Annotated in this window: 8 protein-coding genes and 1 pseudogene; 4 read left to right on the top strand and 5 right to left on the bottom strand. The window is 66.7% G+C overall.

Annotation, left to right across the window (positions count from 1 at the left end):
- From AC3AYF_RS08785 to AC3AYF_RS08770, 4 genes and pseudogenes are all read left to right on the top strand, one after another.
- Positions 1-323 (top strand): annotated as a pseudogene (locus AC3AYF_RS08785) (hypothetical protein); the annotation flags it as partial.
- 101 nt (positions 324-424) lie between these two features.
- The gene (locus AC3AYF_RS08780; protein WP_295038554.1) at positions 425-1,402 is read left to right on the top strand and encodes an NADPH:quinone reductase; all 978 of its coding nucleotides are present in this window, start codon (positions 425-427) and stop codon (positions 1,400-1,402) included.
- 101 nt (positions 1,403-1,503) lie between these two features.
- The gene (locus tag AC3AYF_RS08775; protein ID WP_295038556.1) at positions 1,504-3,300 is read left to right on the top strand and encodes an SLC13 family permease; all 1,797 of its coding nucleotides are present in this window, start codon (positions 1,504-1,506) and stop codon (positions 3,298-3,300) included.
- 70 nt (positions 3,301-3,370) lie between these two features.
- Complete coding sequence (locus tag AC3AYF_RS08770; RefSeq protein ID WP_295038558.1) at positions 3,371-3,946, top strand: septal ring lytic transglycosylase RlpA family protein; 576 nt, start codon at positions 3,371-3,373, stop codon at positions 3,944-3,946.
- A gap of 167 nt (positions 3,947-4,113) precedes the next feature.
- Here AC3AYF_RS08770 and AC3AYF_RS08765 read toward each other — a convergent pair whose 3' ends face one another.
- The 5 genes from AC3AYF_RS08765 to betA form a co-directional block, all read right to left on the bottom strand.
- The gene (locus AC3AYF_RS08765) at positions 4,114-6,582 is read right to left on the bottom strand and encodes an acyl-CoA dehydrogenase (protein ID WP_487779630.1); all 2,469 of its coding nucleotides are present in this window, start codon (positions 6,580-6,582) and stop codon (positions 4,114-4,116) included.
- Between the two features lie 268 nt (positions 6,583-6,850).
- Entirely contained in the window at positions 6,851-9,955 is a 3,105-nt protein-coding gene (locus AC3AYF_RS08760; protein WP_295038563.1) for an efflux RND transporter permease subunit, read from the bottom strand.
- The gene (locus AC3AYF_RS08755; RefSeq protein WP_295038565.1) at positions 9,952-13,146 is read right to left on the bottom strand and encodes an efflux RND transporter permease subunit; all 3,195 of its coding nucleotides are present in this window, start codon (positions 13,144-13,146) and stop codon (positions 9,952-9,954) included. The genes AC3AYF_RS08760 and AC3AYF_RS08755 overlap by 4 nt, the downstream gene beginning before the upstream one ends.
- Positions 13,143-14,387, bottom strand: a complete 1,245-nt coding sequence (locus tag AC3AYF_RS08750; protein ID WP_295038566.1) for an efflux RND transporter periplasmic adaptor subunit — start codon at positions 14,385-14,387, stop codon at positions 13,143-13,145. The genes AC3AYF_RS08755 and AC3AYF_RS08750 overlap by 4 nt, the downstream gene beginning before the upstream one ends.
- Positions 14,388-14,658: 271 nt before the next feature.
- On the bottom strand, positions 14,659-16,168 hold a 1,510-nt coding region (gene betA, locus AC3AYF_RS08745), incomplete at its 5' end, for a choline dehydrogenase (protein ID WP_295038568.1).

Below are 16,168 nucleotides of genomic sequence, written 5' to 3'. Positions count from 1 at the left end.
CCGAGGGCAAGGGCGATACCCGGCACAGCCGGCACCTGGTCAAGACCCTGGCGGAGAAGGCGCCGCTACGGGTGACGGCCGCCGACGAGGCAGGCGAAGCGTTCTTCCGACGCTGCGGCATCGAGCGCTGGGTCGATGGTGACGGTGGCCTGCGCGTCGGTCTGGGCCCGCTCCACCCGGCGCCGGTGAATGGAGTGCTGCCCAGCGTGGTGCGCTTCAATGGCGACGGTATCGTACGCACCTTCAAGCAGGAACCCGAGACCTTCGAGGCCTACAAGTCACGCTTCGTCGCTGCCCTGGAGCGCTACTCCAACATCGCGTGACGCCGGCCGACCCTGACGCGACCCGGCCCCTCGACTTGACCCGCTCCGGGAATGGCGCTTGGATGACAGACCGAGAGTCATCAGCCCAACAAGGAAACGTCATGGCCAAGCGCATTCAGTTCGCCCGTACCGGCGGCCCGGAAGTCCTCGAGACCGTCGAGGTCGAGCCGTCCGAACCCAAGGCGGGAGAAGTCAGGGTCAAGAACCACGCCATCGGTCTCAACTTCATCGATATCTATTTCCGCACCGGGCTCTACCCGGCGCCGGCCATGCCGTCCGGGCTGGGGACCGAGGGTGCCGGGGTCATCGACGCCGTCGGCGAGGGCGTGACCCATCTCGAAGTGGGGGAGCGTGTCGCCTACGCCCAGGGCCCTCTTGGCGCCTATTCGCAGTACCACGTGCTGCCGGCGGACAAGGTCGTCCAGCTGCCGGAGGACATTCCCTTCGAGACCGCCGCCGCCGCCATGCTCAAGGGGCTGACCTCCCAGTATCTGCTGCGCCAGACGTTCCCGCTGGAGGGTGGCGAGACCATTCTGTTCCACGCCGCTGCAGGCGGGGTCGGGTCGATCGCCTGTCAGTGGGCGAAGGCGCTGGGCGTCAAGGTGATCGGCACCGTCGGTTCTGCCGAGAAGGCCGAATTGGCGATGAACAATGGTGCCTGGGCGACGATCAACTACCGCGAGGAGAACGTGGTCGAACGCGTTCGCGAGCTGACCGACGGCGCCATGGTGCCGGTGGTGTACGACTCCGTCGGCAAGGACACCTGGACCACGTCGCTGGACTGCCTGGCGCCCAGGGGGCTGATGGTCAGCTTCGGCAACGCTTCCGGCGCCGTCGAGGGCGTCAACGTGGGCATCCTCAACCAGAAGGGATCGCTCTACCTGACCCGCCCCAGCCTCAACGGCTACGCCGACACGCGCGAACGCTTCGAAGAGATGTGTCTCGACCTTTTCGACATGCTCGAGAGCGGCAAGGTCAAGGTCGACATCGCCCAGCGCTTCACGCTGGACGAGGCCGGCAAGGCGCAGGAGGCGCTGGCGTCGCGTCGCACCACGGGGTCGACGATTCTGATTCCGTGAAGTCCGCGAGCTTTGTCGTATGATACCGAAGCCGACGCCGCGATCACGCGGCGTCGGCTTTTTCGGTCCGGGCGGAGTTCGTTCGCACAAGGAGTGTGTCGATGCAGGATGCATACTGGGTCTTCCTCGTACTGGCGTTGATGCTGGCGGCCTTCGTCTGGGGCCGGTTCCGCTACGATCTGGTCGCCATGGCGGCGCTGCTGGCCTGCGTGCTGCTGGGCGTCGTCCCGGCGGACGAGGCGTTCTCCGGCTTCGGCCATCCTGCGATCATCACGGTGGCGGCGGTACTCGTGCTCAGCCGCGGCTTCGAGCACTCCGGCGTCGTCGACTGGATCGCGGAGAAGACCCTCAAGGCGGGGAGCCAGCCGATCTGGCAGCTGGCGGTGCTGACCACCACGGTCATCCTGCTCTCCGCCGTCATGAACAACGTCGGCGCGCTGGCGCTGTTGCTGCCGGTGGCGGTTCGCGTCGCCCGCGAGCACGGCACCTCGCCATCGCTGCTGTTGATGCCGCTGGCATTCGGCTCGCTGCTGGGCGGCCTGATCACGCTGATCGGCACGCCGCCGAACATCATCATCAGCGCCTTCCGTGCCAGCCAGGGGGAGGGCGCCTTTCGAATGTTCGATTTCGCCCCCGTGGGCGGTGGTGTCGCGCTGGCCGGCCTGGCGTTCATGGTGCTGCTGGGCTGGCGCCTGACGCCGCGACGGCAAGGGCAGGCGTCCGCCGACGAGCTGTTCGAGACCTCCGCCTACCTCAGCGAACTGACGGTAGGGGAAGCGTCCAAGGCGGCAGGCTGGACGCTACGCCAGCTGCGTGAGGTGTGCGACGAGCCGGTACCGGTCCTCGGCGTCGTGCGGGACGGTAAACGGCTACCCGGCAGCCGTTTCTTCGGCACCCTGCAGGCCGGCGATATCGTGCTGCTCGAAGCGGACCCCGACGATCTCAGGCAACTGGAGGACAAGGCGGGGCTGACCATCGGTGCCCATGAGCGGGACGCCGACGGCTCCGAATCCACCGAGGCGCCTAAGCTGGATACGGAAGATCTGCAACTGGTCGAGGCCGTGGTGCGCACCGATTCGATGATGACGCGGCGAACGGTGACGCAACTGCGCCTGCTCGACCAGCATGGGCTGCATCTGGTCGCGGTGTCGAGGGATGGGACGCGACTGAAGCAGCGGCTGCGGGAGGTGCGCTTCCAACCGGGAGACGTGCTGCTGCTGCAGGGTGGCGAGAACGGGCTCAGCGACAGCCTGGCGGCGCTGGGATGCCTGCCGCTGGCCAGCCGCAAGCTGTCGTTGGGGCAGCCGCGCCAACTGCTGCTGTCGGTCGCGATCTTCGCGGTGGCGATCGGAGCGATGATGTTCGACCTGCTGCCGGCGGCGGTCGCGCTGTCGCTGGCGGCACTGGTCACGCTGGTGCTGGGCGTACTGCCGCTGCGAGAGGGCTACGACGCCATCGAGGGGCCGGTGATCGTGCTGCTGGCGGCGATGTTGCCGGTGGGAACGGCGCTGGAGACCAGTGGCGGAGCCCAGATGGTGGCGGACGGGATGATGGCGCTGGGGAGCGGCTGGCCGCCGGTGGTCACGCTGGTGGCGCTGTTCGCGATCACGCTGCTGCTCTCCAACGTGATCAACAACGCCGCCGCGGCACTGCTGATGGCGCCGATCGCCGCCAGTCTTGCCAGTGGCCTCGATGTCTCCCTCGACCCGTTCCTGATGGCGGTGGCCGTCAGTGCGTCGTGCGCCTTCCTGACGCCGATCGGCCACCAGTCGAACACGCTGGTCATGGGCCCTGGCGGTTATCACTTCCGGGACTACTGGAAGCTCGGGCTGCCGCTGTCGCTGGTCGTCATGGTAACGGCAATTCCCTTGATTTTGCTCATTTGGCCGCTATCGTGAGCCGATCATCGTTTATGATTGTCGGATTCAAGCAGTACGCCATGTTCAGATGACATCAGGTTTCCGAGTGATGACGACCGATTCCACCGACACCATGCCGGGATCTCCCAGACGGTGTCTGTCTCGAAAGGGGCTTTTTGCCGCCGCGGTGACTTCGATCTTGCTGGCGGGCTGCGCGACGAATCAGCATCCGCCGGGATGGAGTCCCCCTCCATCCGGCCAGCCCGCCTCGACCGCGGCCAGCGCCAACCCGGGCTCGAAATCCAGTGCCAAGTCCCACAAGAAGGCGGGGGACGACCAACCCGGCGCGGTCTCGAGTGACGAGCAGGCTCGCGGGGCTCGACCGAGCGGGAAGAAGCGCCTGGGCGAAGCGACCTTCTATGCGTCCTACTTCGAAGGGCGGCTGACGGCCAGTGGCGAGCCCTACGACAGCCAGGCGATGACGGCGGCTCACAAGACGTTGCCCTTCGGTACCCGGGTGAAGGTTACCGCGCTGGATTCCGGCGAAAGCACGGTGGTGCGCATCAATGATCGCGGCCCCTTCGTCGATGGCCGCATCATCGACCTCTCCCGAAGGGCGGCGGAGCAGCTCGGCATGATCCACGAGGGCGCCGCCGACGTCCAACTGCAGGTGCTGGAGCAGTAGCTGCCAAACGATGACCAGACCAAGACGATTATCAGCCCTAGACGGTGATCAGCCCAAGACGGTGATCAGCCCAAGACGGTGATCAGCCCAAGACGATGATCAGACGAAGAAGCCCCCGTTCAGAACGGGGGCTTCTTCATCTTGCCGACAACGCTGGCCGGGCGCCGCTAGGCGGTGGCCTCGTTCTCGATCTCCGACGTCTCTTGCGCTTCCCGACGCGTGACGAAGGCATCGAAGGCGAAGTCGTCCACCGTCAGCATCTCCAGGACTTCCGCCTCGTGGGCGCGCATGAAGGCGGCATCCTCGTCGTTCAGCAGGCCGGTTTCGTGGGCGGCATCGATCCACTGCTCGGGGTGCAACGCGACCTCCGGCAGCGCTTTCTTGACCCGCGCCTTGTTGAGCGTGCGATAGATCGTCTCGGCCCGTTCGGCGTTGGCCAGCAGGGCGTTGTAGCGCGCCAGCGCGTTCTCCTTCTGACCCTCCTCCCAGCTGTCCCAGGTATTGCTCGTCAGCTTGTGGCGCAGCGCGCTGTCCGTGGAGACCGCCCTGGCGATCTCCCGTGTCAGCGTGTCCTGCGGCTTGTGCCAGCGGCGCCCCAGAGGCTGGGTGACGAACGACAGCGTATTGCCCAAGACCCGGTTGGGCAGGTTGTCGAACAGATCGACCAGCGCCTGTTCGGCACGGTTCAGCAACAACCGACAGCTGTAGTGGAACAGCGCCGCCTCGTTGTCGACGCGATCGGTTTCGTGCCACTGCTTGAGCAACATCGACAGCAGATAGAGATTGGAGAGCACGTCGCCGAGACGCGCCGAGATCATCTCGCGCTGCTTGAGCTTGGAGCCGAGGCTGGCCATGGCGGCGTCGGCGCACAGGCTGAAGGCGGAAGAGAGCCGCGCGGCATCCTGTGCGTAGGGCGCCGCGATGGCATCGAACGGGACGTTCGGCTTGCCGAGACCCAGTGCCTGGGTGAAGGCGCGTGCGCCGTTGCCGAAGATCAGCCCGATATGGCGGAAGAACAGCCGATCGAAGGCCTCGAAATCGTTGGCATCCTTGGCCGCCAGCTCCTCGAGGACGTAAGGATGGCAGCGGATCGCACCCTGACCGAAGATCATCAGGTTGCGGGTCATGATATTGGCGCCCTCGACGGTGATCGACACCGGGTTGGCGCTGTAGCCGATGCCGAGATAGTTGCGCGGGCCCAGCGTTACCGTGCGTCCGCCGTGGACATCCATGGCATCGGCCAGCACGTCGCGCTGGAACTCGGTCAACTGGCTCTTGAGAATCGCCGACGGTACCGCCGGCTTGACGCCGTGATCGATGGTGTTGGCGGTCTGCATCACGGCGGCCTGGGAGATGTAGGCCTTGGCGGCGATGCGCGCCAGCGGCTCCTGCACGCCCTCCATGTCCGCCACGGCGATGTTGAACTGGCGGCGAATGCGGGTGAAGCCGCCACTCCAGCCCACCGCATAGCGCCCGATGCCCGCGGCACCGGAAGGCAGGGTGATGCAGCGGCCCACCGAGAGGCACTCCACCAGCATGCGCCAGCCCTGACCGGCCATGTCGAGCCCGCCAATCAGGTAATCGAGGGGGATGAACACCTCCTTGCCGCGGATCGGACCGTTCATGAACGGGCTGCCGATCGGATGGTGGCGGCGGCCGATCTCCATGCCTTCGGTGTCACGCGGGATCAGCGCACAGCTGATGCCGATGTCGCTCTCGCCGCGCTCCAGCAGATTGTCCGGGTCGAACATGCGGAAGGCCAGGCCGACCACGGTGGCGATCGGCGCCAGGGTGATCCAGCGTTTCTCGAAGGTCAGCTTCAGCCCCAGGACCTCCTTGCCGTTATGCATGCCGCGGCAGACGATGCCGACATCCGGGAGCGAGGTGGCGTCGCTGCCGGCGCGGGGGCCGGTCAGCGCGAAGCAGGGGATGTCGCGGCCGTCGGCGAGGCGCGGCAGGTAGTGATCCTTCTGCGCCTCGGTACCATATTTCAGCAGCAACTCGCCCGGGCCGAGCGAGTTGGGCACGCCGACGGTGCTCATCAGGGTTTCGTTGAACGCCAGCTTCTGCAGCACGGCGGACTGCGCCTTGGCTGAGAATCCCAGGCCGCCGTAGGCCTTGGGGATGATCATGCCGAAGAAGCGCTCCTTCTTCAGGTACTCCCACAGCGCCTCCGGCATGTCGGCACGCTCGCGGGCGATCTCCCAGGCGTTGCACATGCCCGCGGCGACGGAGCATTGATGGTCGACGAAGGCCTGCTCCTCCTCGCTCAGCCCGGCATTGTCGAAGTCCAGCAGGCGCTGCCAGTCGGGACGGCCGCTGAACAGCTCGCCGTCCCAGGCGACGGTGCCGGCATCGAGCGCGACCCGCTCGGTCTCGGAGACCCGCGGGGCGATCTTCTTGAACAGCGCGAACAGGCGCGGCGATAGCCACAGCCGACGAATCGGCTTGAGGCCGCAGACGGCGACGCCGATCGCCGCGATCAGCAGCAGCGTACCGGCGACGCCAGCGTCCAGCGCCAGCCCGATGACACCCAACACGGCGAGTACGGCCAGTGCCGCGAGTGCGCCGGCTTCGCGACGCATGACGACCAGACAGCCGATGACGGCCAGGACGATGAGCAGCAGTGTGATCATGACGAGCTCCGAGAGGGAAAACGAAGAATTCAGACGAGCGTTTGAATTTGGTTTTCAGACTAGCGGATCCCACGCCGGCTGACTAGGCCGACGTGCTTATCCTTTGGGCTAGAGCCACGAGCCACGAGCCACGAGCCACGAGCCACGAGCCACGAGCCACGAGCGACGAGCGACGAGCGACGAGCGACGAGCGACGAGCGACGAGCGACGAGCGACGAGAAGGGCTGGCGGGCCGGAGCCACTGCAATGGCGCCCCGAAGCCCGAAGCTTACGCCTCGCTGGCACGTCCCGCGCCGATCTGTCTTGGCCGCAGGCGGCGGTGAAGCCTGTCGAGGTAAAGATAGACCACCGGGGTGGTGTAGAGCGTCAGGATCTGGCTGACGATCAGCCCGCCGATGATGGTGATCCCCAGTGGCGCGCGCAGGCCGGCATTCTCGTCGGTGCCGAGCAGCAGCGGCAGCGCGCCGAGCAGGGCGGCGAGGGTGGTCATCATGATCGGCCGGAAGCGGACCAGCGCGGCGTGGCGAATCGCGTCCTGCGGCGTCATGCCCTGGTCGCGTTCGCAGACGACGGCGAAGTCCACCAGCATGATCGCGTTCTTCTTGACCACGCCGATCAGCAGGATGATGCCGATCAGCGCGATCAGGGTGAACGGCGTGTCCAGCGCCATCAGCGCCAGCAGGGCGCCGACCCCGGCGGAGGGCAGCGTCGACAGGATGGTCAGTGGATGGATGTAGCTCTCGTAGAGAATGCCCAGCACCAGGTAGACCGTCACCAGCGCGGCGAGGATCAGCCATGGCATCGCTTCGATACCGCTCTGGAAGGTGCCGGCGCTGCCCTCGAAGTCGACCTGGACGGCGGTGGGCGGGTGAAGCTCGTCCACGGCCTGGCGAATGCGTGCGGTCGCTTCTCCCAGCGACACGCCCTCCTCCAGGTTGAAAGAGACCGTCGAGGCGGCGAACTGCCCCTGGTGATTGACCGTTACCGGCGTGGTGCTGCGCTCGACGTGACTGAACGCCGAGATCGGGATCATCTCGCCGTCGCTGGCGCTGACCTGGAGGTCGCCGATGGCATCGGGGGCCTGGCGGTAGGGGGCATCGACTTCCATCACCACGTAGCGCTGTTCATCGGCATCGTAGAGGCTCACCACCTTGCTCTGGGCGAAGGCGTTGCCCAGCGCGGTGTCGATGGTGCTCATGTCCACGCCGAGACGCGAGGCGGTGTCCCGATCCACGACCAGCCTGGCGGCCAGGCCGTCGCCGCGGTTGTCGCTATCGACCCCGGTGATGCCGTCGACCTGCTGCATCGCCTGCTGGACCTTCCTGGACCACTCGTCCAGCAGATCGAGATCGTCGCTCTTGAGCGTGATCTCGTACTGGGAGGCGCTGCTGGAGCGTCCGCCGATGCGGATATCCTGCAGCGGAAACATGAAGGTGCTGACCCCGGTCAGGCCCTGCAGGCTGGCCATCAGGCGATTGCCGATCGCCTGGGTCGAGCCCTGGCGGTCGGCCTTGAGAGTGATGAACAGCGTGGCCGAGGAGCCGCCGCGGCCCGGGCCGCCGCTCCCCATGAACCCCAGCACGCTGTCGACGGCGGGGTCGGCCTGCAGCCGCTCGCGCACCTGGCCGAGCTTGTCCGAGACGGCGTCGAACGACAGTGCCTGATCGCCGCGCATGGTGCCGAGCAGGCGCCCGGTGTCCTGATCCGGGATGAACCCCTTGTCGACGGCGGCGTAGAGATAACCGTTGAGCACGATCACGGCGACCAGCGACAGCAGCGTCAACCGGCGATGCTTCAGCGCGATATCCAGGGTCGTGGCGTAGCCGCGCACGAAGGCGTTGCCGGTCGCGGTCAAGAACCGCTCCCAGCGGGGCTGTCGCTGGCGTTCCGGGTGCGGTTTCAGCCAGCGGGCGCACAGCATCGGCGTCAGCGTCAGCGACACCAGCAACGACACCCCGATGGCCAGCGACAGCGTCACTGCGAACTCGTGGAACATTCGCCCGATGAAGCCGCCAAGCAGCAGCAGCGGGATGAACACTGCCACCAGCGACACGCTCATCGCGGTGACCGTGAAGCCGACTTCCCTGGCGCCGAGCAGCGCGGCCTTGAATGGCTTGACGCCCTGCTCGATGTGCCGCGCGATGTTCTCCACCACCACGATGGCGTCGTCGACCAGGAAGCCGATCGAGACGATCAGCGCCATCAGCGACAGGGTGTCCAGCGAGAAGTCGAACACCCACATCATCGCGAAGGTGCCGATCAGCGACACCGGAATCGCGACACTGGGGATGATGGTGGCGCGGGCATTGCGCAGGAACAGGAACACCACCAGCACCACCAGCACGACGGCCAGCAGCAGTGTCAGCTGGGTCTCGTGCAGCGATGCCTGGATGCCGGGTGCGCGGTCGAGCTGCACGCTGAGGTTGACGTTCCGGGGCAGCAGGCTGCGCACCTCGTCGAGTCGTTCCCTGACGCCGGCGATGGTGTCGATGATGTTGGCGCCGCTGGCACTGCTGATCACCAGCAGGACGGCGGGGAGATCGTTCTGGAAGCCGACGTTGTAGCGATCTTCCACGCCGTCGACGATCCTGGCCACGTCGCCGAGGCGCATCAGCGAGCCGTCGTCCCCCTTGGCGATCACGATCTGGCTATAGTCGCTCGCCTTCAGCAGTTGGGAGTCGCTCTGGACCTCCCAGCGATGCTCGACGGTCTGCACGAATCCGGTTGGCGACTGCGTCGTGGCCGCGCGCAGGGCACCGGCCACGGCGTCCAGTGCGATACCGGCGTGGTTGAGCTTGCGCGGGTCGATCGACACCCTCACCGCCGGTGAGGAGCTGCCGCCGACATTGACGTCGCCGACGCCGGGCACCTGGGCGATGGGCGGTGCGATCTTGCTGTCGGCGAGGCGATAGAGCTCGCTGGTGGGGAGGGTGTCGGAGGTCAGCGACAGGATCATCACCGGCGCCGAGGCCGGGTTGAGCTTCCGATAGTGCGGCCGGCTGGTCATGGCGCTGGGGAGCAGCGGCTGGGCGTCGTTGATGGCGGCCTGGACCTCCTGGGCGGCCACGTTGATCTCCTTGTCGAGATCGAACTGGATGATCACGCTGGTGGAGCCGTCGGAGCTCGACGAGGTCATCTGGGTGATCCCGGGAATGCGACCCAGCGAACGCTCCAGCGGCGTCGCCACCGTCGATGCCATGGTTTCCGGATTGGCCCCGCTCAGGCTCGCCGAGACCAGGATGGTCGGGAACGACACGTTGGGCAGCGGTGCCACCGGCAGCCGCTCGTAGGCGAGCGAGCCCAGCAGCACGATGGCCAGCGCCAGCAGGATGGTGGCCACGGGCCGGCGTACGAAGGGGGCCGACAGGCTCACGGCGATGCTCCGTCTGGGGTCTCTCCATCACCACGCTCTCCATCGCGACGCTCTTCATCACGACCCCGTGCATCGCGTTCGTCGTGCTCATCGTCGTGGCGCCGGGTCCGGCCGAAGCGTACCGCGAGGCGGTCGAAGAACAGGTAGATCACCGGCGTGGTGAACAGCGTCAGCAACTGGCTGAACAGCAGCCCGCCCACCATGGTGACCCCCAGCGGCTGGCGGAGCTCGGCGCCGTAGCCGCTGGCGAACATCAGCGGCATGGCGCCGAGCAGCGCGGCGAAGGTGGTCATCATGATCGGCCGGAAGCGCAGCAGCGCCGCGGTATGGATCGCCTTCTCCGCCGACATGCCGCGCTCGCGCTGCGCCTCCAGCGCGAAGTCGATCATCATGATGGCGTTCTTCTTGACGATGCCGATCAGCAGGATGATGCCGATGACCGCCACCAGGCCGAGCGAATAACCGCCGATCTGCAGCGCCAGCACGGCGCCGATGGCGGCGGATGGCAGCGTCGACAGGATCGTCAGCGGGTGAATGTAGCTCTCGTAGAGCACCCCCAGCACGATGTACATGGTGACGATGGCGGCCAGGATCAGCCACAGGGTGTCGCCGGTGGAGTCGGTGTACGCCAGCGCGGAGCCGCGATAGGTGAGCGTGGTCTGGTCGCTGAGGGTGTCGGCCGCCGCCCGGTCGACCGCCTCGAAAGCCTCCGACAGCGAGTGGCCGTCGGCGACGGCGAACGACATCAGCGCCGAGGGGAACTGGTTCTGGCGTTGCAGCGAGAGCGGGGTGGTGCGCTCGGTCAGGGTCACCAGGGTCGACAGCGGCACCAGCTCATCGTCGTCGTTGGCGACGTAGAGACGCGACAGCGCCTGCGGTCCGTCGCTATCGGTGGCGTTGGCGGCAAGCACCACCCGGTACTGGCTGGCCTGGGTGAAGATGGTCGAGATCAGGCGCTGGCCGAAGGCGTCGTAGAGTGCGTCGTCGATATCGGCGACGCTGATCCCGAGCCGGCCGGCGCGGCCGCGGTCGATGGTCACCTCGAGCTTGCGCCCTTCGTTCTGGACGTCGCTGCTGACGCTGGCGATGGCGGGAGAGCGTCCGAGAGCCGCGAGCAGCCTGGCGGCGTCGTCGTTCAGCGCCGCGCGGTCGCCCTGGGTCAGGGCGAACTGATAGGGATAGCGACTGATGGTGTCTTCCAGCGTCAGATCCTGCACCGGCTGCAGTGACAGGGTCAGCCCGGGAATGTCGCGGCTCTCGTTGCGCAGCCGTGCCAGTACGCCGTCCAGGTCGTCACGTTCGCCCAGCGGCTTGAGGTTGATCGAGAGGCGGCCGCTGTTGAGCGTGGTGTTGGTGCCGTCGATGCCGACGCTGGACGAGACGCTCTCGACGGCGGGATCCTTCAGCAGGCGGTCGACCAGTCGCTGCTGGCGCGCCGACATCGCCTCGAACGAGGTCGACTGGGTCGCAGTGGTGATGCCGCGGATGACGCCAGTGTCCTGCACCGGGAACAGCCCCTTGGGCGTGGCGATGAACAGCAGGGCGGTGACGCCCAGGGTGGCGACCGCCACCAGCAGCGTCAGCGTCTGATGGCCGAGCACCCAGTTCAGCGCGTGTTCGTAACCACGGGTGAGGCGACCGAACAAGCCTTGACGGCTGCGCACCATGGCTTCGTCGTCCATCTCTTCGCCACCGCTGCCGGCGGCTTCCGGACGCTGCTTCAGCCAGCGCGCGCAGAGCATCGGCGTCAGCGTCAGCGAGACGAAGGCGGAGATCAGGATCGAGATCGCCAGGGTCAGCGCGAATTCGCGGAACAGCACGCCGACCACGCCACTCATGAACACCAGCGGTATCAGCACGGCCAGCAGCGAGACCGTCAGCGAGAGGATGGTGAAGGCGATCTGGCGCGAGCCTTTGAGCGCGGCAGCCAGCGGCTTTTCGCCCTTCTCCACGTAGCGGGTGATGTTCTCCAGCACCACGATGGCGTCGTCGATGACGAAGCCGGTGGCGATGGTCAAGGCCATCAGGGTCAGGTTGTTGAGGCTGAATCCCGCCAGGTACATCGCGCCGAAGGTACCCACCAGCGACAGCGGCACCGCCAGGCTGGGGATCAGCGTGGCCGGAAGGTTGCGCAGGAACAGGAAGGTCACCATCACCACCAGCCCGATGGCGAGCATCAGTTCGAACTGCACGTCCTCCACCGCGGCGCGAATGGTGGTGGTGCGATCGGTGAGTATCCTGACGTCGACATTGGCCGGCAGCGTGTTCTCCAGCGCCGGCAGGCCCCGTTTGATGCTGTCGGCCACGCCGACCACGTTGGCGCCGGGCTGGCGCAGCACGTCGATCAGGATCGCGCCCTCGCGATCGGCCCAGGCCGAGAGGTAGGCGTTCTCGGAACCGTCCTCGACCTTGGCCACGTCCGACAGCCGCAGCACCGAACCACCGTCGTTCTTGAGGATCAGGTCGCGGTAACCGCTCGCCGACAGCAGTTGATCGTTGGCATCGATGCTGTAGGCGCGGTAGGGCCCATAGAGCGTGCCCTTGGCCCGGTTGACGTTGGCGGCATCGACGGCGCTGCGCACCGCGGCGAGATCGAGCCCGTAGGCGGCGAGCTGGCGCGAGTCGACGGTGATGCGCACGGCGGGCTGGTGGCCGCCGGCCAGCTTGACCTGTCCCACGCCGCTGATCTGGGCGATCTTCTGCGCCATGCGGGTGTCGACCAGGTCGTAGACCTTCGTCAGCGGCAAGGTATCCGAGCTGACCGCCAGGGTCATGATCGGCGTATCCGCCGGGTTGACCTTGCTGTAGCTGGGCGGGCGGGGCAGGTCGTCGGGCAGCAGTGTCTCGGCCTGGCTCAGGGCCGCCTGGACCTCCTGCTCGGCGACGCCCAGGTCGGAGTCGAGCGAGAAGCGCAGCGTGATCAGCGACGCGCCGCCGGTGCTGGTCGAACTCATGTCCTCCAGCCCCGAGATCTCGCCCAGTTCGTCCTCCAGCGGGGAGGTGACGTGAGAGAGCATCACGTCGGGACCGGCACCGGGATAGAGCGTGGTGACCTGGATGGTGGGGAAGTCCACCTCCGGCAGCGACGAGATCGTCAGCAACCGATAGGCCATGGCGCCGGCGATCAGGATCGCCAGCATCACCAGCGAGGTGGCGACCGGTCGCAGGATGAACAGGCGAGACGGATTCATGATGCGCGGCCGTCACCGTCGTCGGTACCGGCAGCGGGATCCGCCACCTCGTCACTCGACTCTCCCGGCAGCGCATCGCTGACCACGCGGACCTTGGCACCCTCGCGCAGGCTGTCGACGCCGTCCACCACCACCCGTTCCCCCGCTTCGACACCGGACGACAGCGCGCTCTGCGAGTTCTGGGTCGCGGCCAGCGTGACGTCGCGCCGGGTCACGGTACCGTCTTCCTTCACCACGTAGACGTAGTTGCCTTCCTGGCCGGTCTGTACCGCCGGCTCGGGGACGATCACCTGGTCGCGGAGGATCTGCGAGACCAGGCTGACGTCGACGTAGGCGTTGGGATAGAGCCCGCCGGTGGGGTTGTCGAGGGTGGCGCGCAGGCGGATCGTACCGGTGGCGCTATTGATGTTGCTGTCGATGCTGCTCAACCGGCCGGAGTAGGTTTCGCCGTCGGTGCCGGTCACGCTCACCGTGGGATGGTCGCCGGCGACCAGACGGCCACGGACGATATCGACATAGCGGCTGGGCAGCGAAAAGATCACCGAGATCGGGTCCAGTTGGGTGATGGTGACGATCGGATCGTCGTCGCCGAGCTGGACGATGTTGCCGGGATCCACGTTGCGAATCCCCGCCACGCCGGTGATCGGTGCGGTGATATCGGTGTAGTCGAGCTGGACCTGGGCGCTCTTGACGCTGGCCTGGTCGCTGGCCACCGTGCCCTGGTACTGGCGCACCAGCTGGCGCTGCTGTTCCAGCTCCTGGCGCGACACATAGTTGGTCTCGATCAGCTTTTCGTAGCGGGCCAGATCTTCCCTTGCCGATGCCAGTTGGGCCTGGTCCTGGGCCAGTTGTCCCTTGGCCTGGTCCAGCTGTGCCTGGTAATCCCTCGGATCGATCCGGGCGATCCGCTGGCCTTTCTGGACCGTTTGCCCCTCCTCGAAATCGACCGAAATCAGCTCGCCCTCCACCCGCGGCCGCACGGCGACGCTTTGCAGCGGTCGCACCGTGCCCAGCGCGGTCAGCTCGATCGGCAGGTCCCCGCGGCTGGCGGCCACGGCGGAGATGGCCGTGGCCGGCATGCCGCCGGCGCTGGGCTGTTGCGGGGATCCGTCGTTGCCCTCTGGCTCGCCGTTGTTGCCGAGAAAATAGTAGGCGACGCTGGCCGCGACGAGGATCAGCAGCAACCACCACAGCCAGCGTGGCGGCCGGCGGGGGCGAGACGACGTGGAGGAGGATGACATGACGAAAGACGTTCCTTGTACGGACTTTGTGACGTGCGCGCTACACGGCTCGAACGAGCTGGGGGTCGGACTAGCGTAAAGCCGAACTCAGTGTAACGGAACACTGTTCGGACAATGCGCAATTAGCGCGTAAATCCTCCCGGGGAGGTGTCCGAGTATCCGGAGCGACCGCGAGGGTCCGTGCCGATGGCGGATTGGGAGGACGGCAGACGGCAAAATGCCCGGCTCGACCGGCCGGGCATGGAAGGGAGGCGATGGCGTCCCGTGGACGTCAGGCGGATCTGGCAGGCGCCTGGCGAGCCGGCGCGCCGTCGGCGACGTAGTAGGGCGCCTCCGAGGCCGGTAGCGGCTCGTGCCCGCGCACGCGGTCGGCGAGCTTCTCGGCGATCATGATGGTGGTGGCATTGAGATTGCCGGTCACGATCTGGGGCATGATCGAGGCGTCGATCACGCGCAGCCCCTCGATGCCGTGAACGCGACCCTCACCGTCGACCACGGCATCGTCGTCGCTGCCCATGCGGCAGGTGCCGCAGGGGTGGTAGGCCGTTTCGGCGTGCTGGCGGACGAAGGCGTCGAGCTCCTCGTCCGACTGCACATCCGGTCCCGGCGAGATCTCCCGGCCACGATAGGCATCCATCGCCGGCTGGTTGATGATCTCGCGGGTCAGGCGGATCGCGGCGCGGAACTCTTCCCAGTCGCGCTCGGTGGCCATGTAGTTGAACAGGATGCTGGGCGCGCTGCGCGGATTCCTGTCGCGCAGTTGCACCCGCCCACGGCTCTCGGACCGCATCGAGCCGACATGGGCCTGGAAGCCGTGGGCCTGGACCGCGCTCTTGCCGTTGTAGCTGATCGCGATCGGCAGGAAGTGATACTGCAGGTTGGGCCACGCCTCGCTGTCGTCGCTGCGGATGAACCCGCCGGCCTCGAACTGGTTGCTGGCGCCGATGCCCTTGCCCAGGAACATCCACTCCGCGCCGATCTTGGGCTGGTTGTACCACTTGAGTGCCGGATAGAGCGACACCGGCTGCTTGCACTCGTACTGGATGTACATCTCCAGGTGGTCCTGCAGATTCTCGCCGACGCCCTTGAGCGGATGCACGACGGGAATGTCGAGTTTTTCCAGCAGTTCCGGATTGCCGACGCCGGAGCGCTGCAGGATCTGCGGCGAGGCGATCGCGCCACCGCACAGCAGCACCTCGCGGCGGGCCAGGGCCTGGCGCGGCTGGCTCTTGTGCAGGTAGTTGACGCCGACGGCGCGCTGATCCTCGAACAGGATGCGGTCCGTGGTGGCGTGGGTGACGATGGTCAGGTTCTCGCGCTGCTTGGCGATGTCCAGATAACCGCGTGCGGTGGAAGAGCGGCGACCGTTGGGGGTCGTCGAGCGGTCCATGGGACCGAAGCCTTCCTGCTGGTAGCCGTTGAGATCCTCGGTGCGTGGATAGCCCGCCTCGACCCCCGCTTCGATGAATGCCTGGTAGAGCGGGTTGTTGCCGGCTTTCGGGGTCGCCACGCTCAGCGGTCCGTCGCCGCCATGATAGTCGTTGGGGCCGATATCGCGGCTTTCCGCCTTGCGGTAGTAGGGCAGGCAGTCACTGTAGCGCCAATCTTCCAGGCCTGGCTGCCTGGCCCAGTTGTCCAGGTCCAGGGCGTTGCCGCGGATGTAGCACATGCCGTTGATCAGCGACGAGCCGCCCAGGCCCTTGCCGCGCCCGCACTCCATGCGGCGGTTGTCCATGTGCGGCTCCGGGTCGGTCTCGAACGCCCAGTTGTAGCGTTTCCCC

This window comes from Salinicola sp., from assembly GCF_982684285.1.
Note: the sequence above shows the minus strand (reverse complement) of the source record. Positions and strands in the feature narration are given on the sequence as shown.

Bases quoted from the DNA above. Each gene is read 5' to 3' on its own strand.
- AC3AYF_RS08780 (WP_295038554.1), top strand. From the start codon at position 425: ATGGCCAAGCGCATTCAGTTCGCCCGTACCGGCGGCCCGGAAGTCCTC.
- AC3AYF_RS08775 (WP_295038556.1), top strand. From the start codon at position 1,504: ATGCAGGATGCATACTGGGTCTTCCTCGTACTGGCGTTGATGCTGGCG.
- AC3AYF_RS08770 (WP_295038558.1), top strand. From the start codon at position 3,371: ATGACGACCGATTCCACCGACACCATGCCGGGATCTCCCAGACGGTGT.
- AC3AYF_RS08765 (WP_487779630.1), bottom strand. From the start codon at position 6,582: ATGATCACACTGCTGCTCATCGTCCTGGCCGTCATCGGCTGTCTGGTC.
- AC3AYF_RS08755 (WP_295038565.1), bottom strand. From the start codon at position 13,146: ATGAATCCGTCTCGCCTGTTCATCCTGCGACCGGTCGCCACCTCGCTG.
- AC3AYF_RS08750 (WP_295038566.1), bottom strand. From the start codon at position 14,387: ATGTCATCCTCCTCCACGTCGTCTCGCCCCCGCCGGCCGCCACGCTGG.